General features: G+C 41.6%; 10 protein-coding genes. 7 read left to right on the plus strand and 3 right to left on the minus strand.

Features of this window, described 5'->3' with window-relative positions; genetic code table 11:
- Window positions 1–37: 37 nt before the first annotated feature.
- Window positions 38–1,489, minus strand: a complete 1,452-nt coding sequence (miaB, locus tag NG55_RS15165) for a tRNA (N6-isopentenyl adenosine(37)-C2)-methylthiotransferase MiaB (RefSeq protein ID WP_065343708.1) — start codon at window positions 1,487–1,489, stop codon at window positions 38–40.
- Between the two features lie 300 nt (window positions 1,490–1,789).
- Between miaB and NG55_RS15170 the strand changes: the two genes are divergently transcribed.
- The 4 genes from NG55_RS15170 (at window position 1,790) to NG55_RS15185 (ending at window position 5,965) form a co-directional block, all read left to right on the plus strand.
- Window positions 1,790–3,697 (plus strand): lytic transglycosylase domain-containing protein, encoded by a 1,908-nt coding sequence (locus tag NG55_RS15170; RefSeq protein ID WP_171069764.1) that lies wholly within the window; start codon window positions 1,790–1,792, stop codon window positions 3,695–3,697.
- A gap of 27 nt (window positions 3,698–3,724) precedes the next feature.
- Complete coding sequence (locus tag NG55_RS15175; RefSeq protein WP_016542460.1) at window positions 3,725–4,411, plus strand: ribonuclease T2 family protein; 687 nt, start codon at window positions 3,725–3,727, stop codon at window positions 4,409–4,411.
- Between the two features lie 167 nt (window positions 4,412–4,578).
- Window positions 4,579–5,565, plus strand: coding sequence for a malate dehydrogenase (locus tag NG55_RS15180; RefSeq protein ID WP_004655942.1), 987 nt, complete (start codon window positions 4,579–4,581; stop codon window positions 5,563–5,565).
- A 157-nt stretch (window positions 5,566–5,722) separates the two neighbouring features.
- Window positions 5,723–5,965, plus strand: coding sequence for a DUF2789 family protein (locus NG55_RS15185; RefSeq protein WP_004802586.1), 243 nt, complete (start codon window positions 5,723–5,725; stop codon window positions 5,963–5,965).
- A 30-nt stretch (window positions 5,966–5,995) separates the two neighbouring features.
- On the opposite strand, the gene NG55_RS15190 is transcribed toward NG55_RS15185, so the two are convergent.
- Together NG55_RS15190 and NG55_RS15195 are read right to left on the minus strand one after the other, a co-directional pair.
- A complete protein-coding gene (locus NG55_RS15190; protein ID WP_065343709.1) occupies window positions 5,996–6,523 on the minus strand; it encodes a hypothetical protein in 528 nt (175 codons plus the stop codon).
- Between the two features lie 61 nt (window positions 6,524–6,584).
- Window positions 6,585–7,211 carry a 2OG-Fe(II) oxygenase gene (locus NG55_RS15195; protein ID WP_065343710.1) on the minus strand — a complete coding sequence of 209 codons (627 nt, stop codon included), beginning with the start codon at window positions 7,209–7,211 and terminating at the stop codon, window positions 6,585–6,587.
- Window positions 7,212–7,653: 442 nt separating this feature from the next.
- Here NG55_RS15195 and NG55_RS15200 point away from each other — a divergent pair, with 442 nt between their 5' ends.
- From NG55_RS15200 to NG55_RS15210, 3 genes are read left to right on the plus strand one after another with little or no spacing between them, the layout of a single operon-like run.
- Window positions 7,654–8,511, plus strand: coding sequence for a 23S rRNA (adenine(2030)-N(6))-methyltransferase RlmJ (locus NG55_RS15200; RefSeq protein ID WP_004802589.1), 858 nt, complete (start codon window positions 7,654–7,656; stop codon window positions 8,509–8,511).
- 38 nt (window positions 8,512–8,549) lie between these two features.
- Window positions 8,550–9,383 carry a CDP-diacylglycerol--serine O-phosphatidyltransferase gene (pssA, locus tag NG55_RS15205; RefSeq protein WP_016542464.1) on the plus strand — a complete coding sequence of 278 codons (834 nt, stop codon included), beginning with the start codon at window positions 8,550–8,552 and terminating at the stop codon, window positions 9,381–9,383.
- 16 nt (window positions 9,384–9,399) lie between these two features.
- Window positions 9,400–10,461, plus strand: a complete 1,062-nt coding sequence (locus NG55_RS15210; RefSeq protein ID WP_016542465.1) for a DUF6670 family protein — start codon at window positions 9,400–9,402, stop codon at window positions 10,459–10,461.
- Window positions 10,462–10,601 lie beyond the last annotated feature (140 nt).

A 10,601-nucleotide genomic window follows, 5' to 3' on the forward strand; every position in this document is an offset into this window, starting at 1 on the left:
TAAACCCTTTTTGTTGCTCTGTAGGAATACCCTTACATTACGCCACGTCAGGTTCAAGATTCAAGAGTTCTCCGTAAACTAAATTCAAAGTTTTAATTTCAGTGATCTCAATCTCTGCGAAACGTCCAATCCACGCGGCATCACCGATAAATGTCACTAAACGTGTATTGTCTGCTGTACCGATCAAAACATTTGGATCTTTATCAGAAACTTTCTCAATCAACACACGCTCAATTTTACCGAGCATGGCATCCGTTTTATCAATACTCGAACGTTTAATCACTTCTTGTACTTGAGCCAAGCGATCTTTTTTCACTTGCTCAGGGGTACTGTCTGGTAAATCAGAAGCAGGCGTACCTGGACGTTTTGAGTAAACAAAACTGTAAGAATGATCGAAATCCAAATCTTTAATGAATTGCAGTGTTTCAGCAAAATGCGCATCGGTTTCACCAGGGAAACCAATAATGAAGTCGCTGGATAAATGCATATCTGGACGGACTTTACGTAATTTGGCAATTTTATCGATGTAGACATCAATCGTATGGTTACGTTTCATCGCTTGCAATACATCGTTTGAACCACTTTGTACGGGTAGATGTAAATGCGAAACCATTTGCGGTAAATCACGGTAGCATTGAATTAAATCTTCAGAGAATTCAAGCGGGTGAGAAGTGGTATAGCGTAGACGACCAATCCCTGGAATTTCTGCCACTAAGCGCAATAATTCTGGGAAAGTACAAATTTCACCTTCAAAGGTTTCACCGCGATAACCATTGACGTTTTGACCGAGTAAGCTGATCTCACGTACGCCTTTTTCAGCCAAGCCAGCGATTTCTGCCAACACATCATCCAACGGACGAGACACTTCTTCGCCACGGGTATAAGGGACCACACAGAATGAACAATACTTCGAGCAACCTTCCATGATGGAAACAAATGCCTTGAAGCCTTCCACACGTGGTTCTGGTAAAAAGTCGAACTTTTCAATATCTGGGAAAGAAATATCAACCAATTTGATTTTTTCTTTCTTTGGTTTTTCAATTTGAGCGTGATGCTGATCTAGCATTTGCGGCAAACGGTGCAGCGTTTGTGGGCCAAAGATCATATCCACATAAGGCGCACGTTTTTGAATGTTGTCACCTTCTTGCGATGCAACACAACCACCCACACCAATGATGAGATCTGGGTTTTGTTCTTTCAGTTTGCGCCAGCGACCTAAACCACTGAATACTTTCTCTTGCGCTTTTTCACGAATCGAGCAGGTATTCATGAGCAGAATGTCTGCTTCATTTGGATTGTCAGTGAGCACATAGCCATGTGAATCACCTAACAAATCTGCCATACGATGACTGTCATACTCATTCATCTGACACCCTTGAGTTTCAATAAACAATTTCTTGATCGAAACATCAGTGGTGTGCATTGGCTGGGTAACAGTGTTTTCTGAAGCAGCTTTTACAGCACTGGGAGTGAATGTTTGAACCGTCATGCAGGCTCCTAAACAAGGTGGATTTAAATAAACGGCGGATTATAGCAGTATTTTAGATCGAACGCAGAGAATAAAAAACTGACAAAAATGGACAGTTTGTGAATAAAATTGCGTGAATTTTAATGAATATGAATCAGTAATTTACATAACACAACAATAGTGGAAGGCGAGACTTATTACACTATAATGGCTGGGCAAAATTGAGCATAGATATTGATGAAGATGAAAAAGCAGCATAATTTTAGAACAACCTTAACTCGTAAATTGAATAACAAGAAGAGCTTCCGTTGTTTTATTGCAATGGGAGGAATGATTGCCTGCTCGTCTGTCTATGCTTTAGATGAACAATTTAATGATGCTTTGCGTGCTGCCAATGCGGGCAATTCTGCTTTGCTCGATCAGTACCAATCTGACATGCAAAATGATGCTTTGGGTTATTATCCCGAATATTGGAAGCTCAATACCAATTTAGGCTTTCAGCCCGCTGCTTCGATTATCAGCTTTGCGCAACGTTATCCGCAATCGGCAATGGCAGAAAAACTCTCTGCTGATTATGTGGAAGAAAAAGTCAAACTCGGAAGCTTTGCCGATGCCAAGCCTGTACTGAGTTATGTGACCAATCCAGATCAAGAAGAAAGTTGTGCAGTTGCGCAAGTTCGTGCAAAAACAGGGGATAGTCTGGTTTTTGCAGAATATAAAGACATTTGGCTCGCTACCAATTCCCAACCTGAATCATGTAATGGTTTAGGTCGTCTGATGTTGTCTAGTCCACTGATGACGGCCCAAGATCGTCAACAACGTTTATGGGGACAGCTGCGTGCAGGCCAGTCTGGGCCAGCGATTGCAACCGCTCAAACCATAGGCTTGAATCTTTCTTTAGCACAGTTCAATCAAATTCAAGCCAATCCATTGGGTTATCTGTGGAGTGCGCCGAAAGCCAATGATGCCGATTATGCCTATTTGATTTTTGCCTTGGGACGTGTGGCAGATAGTGACTTAACCAATGCCTTGGGCAATGTACAGCGTGCTGCTCAGGATGTTCCGCAACCCGTACAACAATATTTGTATCGCACCATTGGCTATGTCGGTGGCACCACCGTGATGAAGAATGGCTTTAATCGTGAAGTATTAAATGCCTATGATCAAAGTTATGGTTATCCATTAAGTCCAGAAGAAGCTGAAATTTATGCGCGTCAGGCGATTCGTTTCGGGGCTTGGGAAAGTCTGATTCGTGCGATTGATGCCATGTCAGTGACGCAAAAGCAAGAAGACCGTTGGCAGTATTGGTTGGCACGCGCATCGGAACAGCGTTCAGATGGTGGTTCTAAACAAGCGGCGCAGCAGATCTATCGCAAATTGGCACAAGCTGGGGATGACTACCATAATTTGTTGGCAAAAGATCGTCTAGGCGAACGTTATAACCATCAGCCTTATAATGAGCAGCCAAGCACCCAAGATATTCAGCGTCTGAATCAAAATATTCATTTTAGACGTGCTTTTGCACTCAGAGATGTCAATGCGCCTGCCAACTATACTAACCGTGAATGGAACTGGGCAGTTCGTCAGGCCTATTTACAACACGACGATGGTCTGCTTTTAGCAGCAGCGAAACGTGCGCATGATATGGGTTGGTATGATCGTGCGATTTATGCGGCGGATCGAACCACGTCTCGCCACAACGATACCTATCGCTATGCCACGCCGCATCGTAGTAATGTCACCAGTCATAGTTACAATGCTGGTATTGATCCTGCGTGGGCCTATGGTTTAATGCGCCAAGAAAGTCGCTTTGTAACCTCTGCACGTTCTCATGTTGGGGCAGGGGGGTTAATGCAGATTATGCCAAACACAGCCAAACTGATCGCAAGACAAATGGGTGAAACGTATAATCCTGCGGCACTGAGTGAGATGAATACCAACATTCGTTATGGGACCTATTATCTTTCAATGATTCAAAGTCAATTGAGCGGTAATGCCGTATTGGCAACAGCAGGCTATAACGCGGGCCCAAATCGTGCGCGCCGTTGGCAGCCGGATGCTCAGAATATGGCGGCAGATCAGTACACTGAAACCATTCCATTATTGGAAACACGTGACTATGTTAAACATGTCATGACCAACGCCACGCATTATGGCGTGGTGTTAGGGCAGGGGTCACAATCGTTAGAAAAACGAATGAGCACGATTCCTGTACGCAGTGGGCCTTAAGACACAGCAAGATGTTTAAGTGAAATAATGAAGTTTTTGCATTTGATGAAACCAATCGAATTACTCACAGGGCAGTTGATGAGATCTTTGCAGGCATTGGCTTGTTATTTGGTCTTGTCTTTTGCTATGCCATTACATGCTGCGAGTAATTCAGATGTTACGGGCTATGTGATGCATGTGCAGATGACACCCGCCGCGTGCTCTTTTGATTCGTCAAGACAAAAGCAACGCAAATGTCTAGAAGGCTATTCACTGACCATTGCAAGTTTATTGCCTGAAGTACCGCCCAATCGTGATTGCTCAACCAAAACGTCTGCCAAACTCTCACCTTTACAAGCCAAGGTGGTGGCGCGCGTCATGCCTGATGAAAATGCACGTGTGCAGTTATGGCAGGATGTGGGTGGATGTATGCCAATGAATGCCAGTCAATATTTTAGAACCATTATTAACTTTGCAGAGCGTTTAAAAATCCCCGCAGATTTGACTAGCCCGAATACGATAGAAGTACAAAAAGAAAGCTTGAGACAGCAATTTACCAAGCTCAATCCATCGTTACCGCCGAATGGTATTCGCTTTACTTGCCAGTCATCGAGATTTGATTCGGTCTTGACTGAAATACGGGTCTGCTATCAGAAAAATGGTCAATACAAACAGTGTGCAAGCCATATTGTGACGGGCTGCCCAAGTGAATTTACAATTAAAGGCAGTTACTAGGTATTTACCTAGTTTGATTTGTATTTTCTATTAGACTTTCGTTGAAATTCATTCTCTTTTACATGCATCTGTATTCGCTTTAGAGTACAATCTTTGCCGTTTATGATAATTCGATTGAATAATAATAGCGTTCAATCGTGCAAACGCATCTCATTGGAGAATATCACATGAAGCAACCCGTTCGTGTTGCCGTTACAGGCGCTGCTGGTCAAATTGGTTATAGCTTATTATTCCGTATCGCAAGCGGAGAAATGTTAGGTAAAGATCAACCAGTAATTTTACAATTGCTTGAAGTTCCTTTTGAGAAAGCTCAACAAGCGCTTAAAGGCGTGATGATGGAACTTGATGACTGTGCTTTCCCATTATTGGCAGGCATGATCGGGACTGATGATCCTAAAGTTGCATTTAAAGATGCTGACTATGCGTTATTAGTTGGTTCTCGCCCACGTGGTCCTGGTATGGAACGTGCTGACTTGTTGAAAGTGAATGGCGAAATCTTTATCGGTCAAGGCCAAGCGCTCAACGAAGTTGCGAGCCGTGACGTTAAAGTATTGGTTGTTGGTAACCCAGCAAACACCAATGCATACATCGCAATGAAATCTGCTCCAGATCTTCCAGCGAAAAACTTTACCGCAATGTTACGTCTTGACCACAACCGTGCATTAACTCAACTTGCTCAAAAAGCAGGTGTTGCAGTTTCTGACATCGAAGACATGACTGTTTGGGGTAACCACTCTCCAACAATGTATGCTGACTACCGTTTTGCAACTGCAAATGGCGTAAGCTTAAAAGACAAAATCAACGATGCGGCATGGAACAAAGATGTGTTCCTTCCAACTGTTGGTAAACGTGGTGCTGCGATCATCGAAGCGCGTGGTTTGTCTTCAGCTGCTTCAGCTGCAAACGCTGCAATCGACCATATGCGTGATTGGGCATTGGGCACAAATGGCAAATGGGTAACAATGGGTATTCCATCTGACGGTTCTTATGGTATTCCAGAAGGCGTAATGTTCGGTTTCCCTGTAACCACTGAAAACGGTGAATACAAAATCGTTCAAGGCTTAGAAATTGACGAGTTCAGCCGTGAGCGCATCAACTTCACGTTGAATGAGCTTGAAGAAGAACGTGCAGCAATTGCTGACATGGTTAAATAATTTATCTTCTGGATAAATTGAAAGCACTCTCTTTGAGAGTGCTTTTTTTATGTCGCTTAAGAACAAAAAACAACAAGAAAAGATAGACCTATCGCTGCATCCTAAGGCGATTTACTGTTAGATTATTTTGATAAAGGACATCACTTGGAGAATAACAATGTTTGAACAGCAACCGACACTTGAGCTTTTATTCGAACAACTTGGGCTTGGGGCTGATGAGGCAGCAATCGAAAATTTTGTGAAAACTCATCAACTACCCGCTGATCAAAAGTTACATGAAGCTGAGTTCTGGAGTGCAGGACAGCGTGATTTTCTCAAAAGTCACTGGGATAAAGATGATGAGTGGGCGATCGTGATTGATGAGTTGAATCAACAACTGCATGTCGATAGCACCAGATAATTCATTAGTCCGATCAAAAAAAAGCTCACATTAGTGAGCTTTTTTTTGAATCAAGGTTTTAAACCAATCTTGTTGGCGTATGGCATTAAATGCAGGGTGGAGTTGTAATAACTCTAAATCATGATCCAAGCAAGATACGTATTTCGTTAGCCAATGCCGTGTGAGTGCGAGTTCTTGCTTAGCAGCTGAAGCGTAAGCCAAGAAGAAATAAATATCTAAGTGTTCTGTATATGCCAAAGGTTTAAGAATTTGCTGTGTAATTAAAGCAAAACGCTGCTCTTTAGTGAGCTCAAAGTAAATCATATAGGCTTTGGCTAAACATAAAGACAAATTCAAATACAAGCTTAATGGCATTTCATCATATTCAACACGAGCTTGTTCAAGCAGTACGATTGCTTCTTGCAAGAAATGCAATTGTTCCTGACGAATATGACTCAGTACCACTAATTGCAAACGTAGGTCAGCACGCTCTAGAGCAAGTTCGGGAGTATTGCTGTCTAAATAGAGTTGGTCTGTTTCACCAATTCGAGCAATCACTTGTTGAGTTTCATTCGACATTATGGATCCAAAATCGTCAGTTATGCGTGGTATATAAGGGTGTTTTTAGTAATTTAAAGTCTTAGCGCTGATTCCAAATAGAACCGCCACTGCGTAGCCATGCGGTGATCGATAAACGCTGTTGTTTGGAAAGCAGGACTTCGTGCAAAACGTCACTTTGAAAAATCGCCAGACGATTCGGTTGCGGTTGGATGATATGCCATTGATCCTTTTTATCTTGTAAGCGTAATTGCCCACCCCAATTCTCTTGCCAATTTTCATGCAAATAAAACACGGTTGAAATCATTCGGTCGTTTTTCTGCTGCGGATTATCTCGATGCAACGCATAAAATTCGCCTGCGTTATAGCAGGCAAAATGAGCCTCAACTTCTTTAATACCTAAATAGAAGGCCTGATTCAATGCTTGCGATAAATGCTCTAGCGTTTGTATATGTTGTTGTGCAATCGGCAGTTGTCCATCAATCCATAAAATATGATCACTACGGATATGGCTGACCACACCATTTTGTATCCCAGCTGCTCTGAATTCTGCAAGATGAGCACTACATTCATGTGCAAGTGCTTGTACATATTCATCTGAATACACTTGATCAATCAAGGCAAAACCAAATTCATTTAAATCATTCAGCACTTGGTCCAAATTCCAAGATTGAAGATTAAAAGCTTGGGGGAGAGAGGTTGCTTGCATGGCACTCCAGTGACATTGGGTTGATTACAGGACAATTTTAGACGATCACATCAACGCTAAAGAATAATTTAGGGGCTGCTGACGTTTCAACCATGCTTTGCGTTATAAGCTAAAACGACATAAACGAGGCATGGAACGTAGGCAATGGCGATTCCCTTGTCAAGTTTCATAACGAAGTTTAGGGTAGTTTTAGCTATAACCCTGAGCAAAAGCAAAGCATTGCTTTGGTTGCAGCGCAAGGCGAAGCTCAAGGACTGTGACATTTTTTGCTGCTACAGCGTTATGTTTTTCTCATTTAGGATACTAAATTTCGTAAACCATGCCTTGTATCAGCTAAAAAATGTCTACAGTCGCAATGAGAGCTAGAGCTCGCAAGGTGAAATGTCATCGGCCCCTATTTTCATGTTAAACTACCTGCTGAATTGAGGAATAAATTGTCAACATGAATTACCGTCACCATTTCCATGCGGGTAACTTTGCCGATGTTATGAAGCATGTACTTTTGCTTCAACTGCTCGCTCGTTTAAATGCTAAAGATAAACCTTATCGATATATCGATACCCATGGTGGTGCAGGTAAATATGATTTATCTACGTCGGAAGCACAAAAATCAGGTGAATTCTTAACGGGTATCCATCGTTTGGTCAAGCTTGACGATTCGATTAAACGTAATGCGCCTGAAGGTGTAAAACAATATCTTAAAATTGTTGAAGATATGCGTGCAGGTTCGGGTAAAGGTGCTTATCCAGGTTCACCTTGGTTTGCACTTGAAGGCATGCGTGATATTGATAAAGCGACTATATTTGAAATGCAGCGTGATGTATTTCAGCAATTGTATTTTAATATTCGCGATAAACGTGCGGGTTTGCATGAGCGTGATTTCTATGAAGGCTTGATGGGTGTCATTCCGCCTAAAGAAAAGCGTGGATTGGTCATGATTGACCCTCCTTACGAAATTGAGCGTAAAGATTTCCCGCAATTGGTTGAAATACTCCAAGCCGCACATAAAAAATGGCCAACCGGTGTATTTGCTGTGTGGTATCCAATCAAAGATCGCGCCATGATTGAGCGTTTTGAAAAGAAAATGATGAAAACGGGGATTCGCCGTCAGCTCATTTGTGAAATTTGTGTATGGCCAGATGACACACCAGTTGGATTAAATGGTTGTGGTTTATTGGTAATTAACCCACCTTGGAAGTTCTCAGAAGATGCGGATCAAGCATTACAATGGTTGTTTCCACATTTGCGCATGAGTGAAAATGGTGGACATGCTGCTGTGCGTTGGTTGGTGGGTGAATAACCCATCAATGTCCAAATATTCTCGAGGAATTGAAAATAATGACAAATTCTCTTAAACCTGATTCTAATTTGAATAAAGAAGATCATTCTTTTGATGGAATCACTTTTGAAGTAGAAGAAGAAGAGCATACGCACGAAGGACAAAAAGTGAAACGCCGTGGTATTTATTTATGGCCGAATTTAATTACAACAGCCGCACTGCTTTCTGGTTTTTATTCTATTATTGCCAGTATGAATGGAAACTTTAATCAAGCGATCTATGCCATTTTCTTGGCTGCATTACTTGACGGATTAGATGGTCGTGTGGCACGTGCCATTGGTGCACAAAGTGCATTTGGTGAGCAATACGATTCGCTTTCTGACTTGTTGGCGTTTGGTGTTGCCCCAGCGATCTTGATGTATAGCTGGAGTTTACATGATCTTGGGCGTATTGGTTTGGCTTGTTGCTTTATCTATACGGCTTGTGCAGCTTTCCGTTTAGCACGTTTTAATGTACAGATTGGTGTTGTAGATAAACGTTACTTCATTGGTATTGCTAGTCCTCTTGCAGCAGTGACGGTGATTTCATTGGTTTGGGTCGGCCGTGATTATCCATTCATCTTTGATTTAAATGATATTGTTATTCAAGTGATTAACTCAGTGGTTATGGTTGCTGTGGGTTTACTGATGATTTCCAACATCAAATACTATTCATTTAAACAAATGGACCGTAAGCGTGTACCTTTCGTCGTGATGTTACCTGTGGTCTTGATTTTTGCTGCAATCACGTACAACATTCCTGTAGGGATACTGATTGTCTGTATCATCTACGTCCTTTCAGGATTTGTAACGACACTATTTGCCAAAAAAAATGATGCCAAAATAACAAGTTAAAATACGGAGGTTCAGTATGCCAATATTGATGAATAACAATCAATTAAAGCAGCTGAACCTTAATAAGTCAGATGCTTTAACGTTCCACCCACCTAAAGGCTTATTTAAGATCGTCTATCAGGCTTTGATCTTGCCCAATTTACCTGAACCCTTTCATTATTTAAATTTCATTAGCCTAATCGGCCAACCTCGCATCCCCATTTGTTATAACGCCAGTGCGATTACCACGACTGCAATCGATACCGCGACGGTTTTAGTTGCCAGTAGTTTATCGACTGTCGGACATCTCAAAAGTTATAGCGCAAAAGAGCAGTGTCAATTAGAGCAAGATCGTTATCAATTTCTAGATGTTGATCATATTCAGGTTGATTTCCCAAATTATTATTTTAAGCGTGATGATGAGGAGCTCAGTTGCCAGCTCAAAGTCAATATTGGCACGGACATTGAAAACCATTCAGCTTTGCAATGGGGGGTAGGGGATTACTGGTATGTACGTTGCCAATGTGAAGGGGAAATCACCTATAAAAAACAACACTATCAAATTGAGGCGCAGGGAATTTTAAAACATGCCCGAGCCATCTATTTACCTTTTATTGCCTTTCACTTTTTTACCTATCAAATTATTCAGGTCAATTCAGACTTTCAGATCATCTTGTCTGAACTTAGGAATCAATGGAATAACATTGTTTTTTCTCGCATTGAAATACAATCGAATGAACAACATTCGGTACTTTATGATCATCAAGTCATTTTTGATGTCAGCCGTGTCTATCCAAAGGTGCAAACACCGAATGGGCGTGACATGTATTTACCACGAGAATTTACATGGCAATATTCAGAAAATGATGCAGTTGTATTTCATCTGACAGCACAAAGCCGAGGTGATTATAAATTTGGTTTGGCTGCAGGCTATGTGGGCAGCTTTCACTATCAACTCTTATGGGGAAATGAAAACTATGAGGGGACTGGATACTGTGAATATATCGATTGCAGGCCGTTACACTGGCAAGAAAAAAATAAAACTGAGCAAATAATCGACCAAATCGCACATTTTCAGCCTTATTTGTGCAAAAAATAGTCGCTTGATTTAATAATTTAAATAAATTTGAAAAAGGGGGTTGTGTTGGAAGTTAAATGCTGTAGAATGCACATCCATCGGCGGTGATGCAGATAAAAACTTGTTGAGAAACAAGGGTTTGGCTAAAGTGGTTAGATTCT

Origin of the sequence: Acinetobacter gyllenbergii (assembly GCF_001682515.1) — a bacterium.
GTDB classification, from domain to species: Bacteria; Pseudomonadota; Gammaproteobacteria; order Pseudomonadales; family Moraxellaceae; genus Acinetobacter; species Acinetobacter gyllenbergii.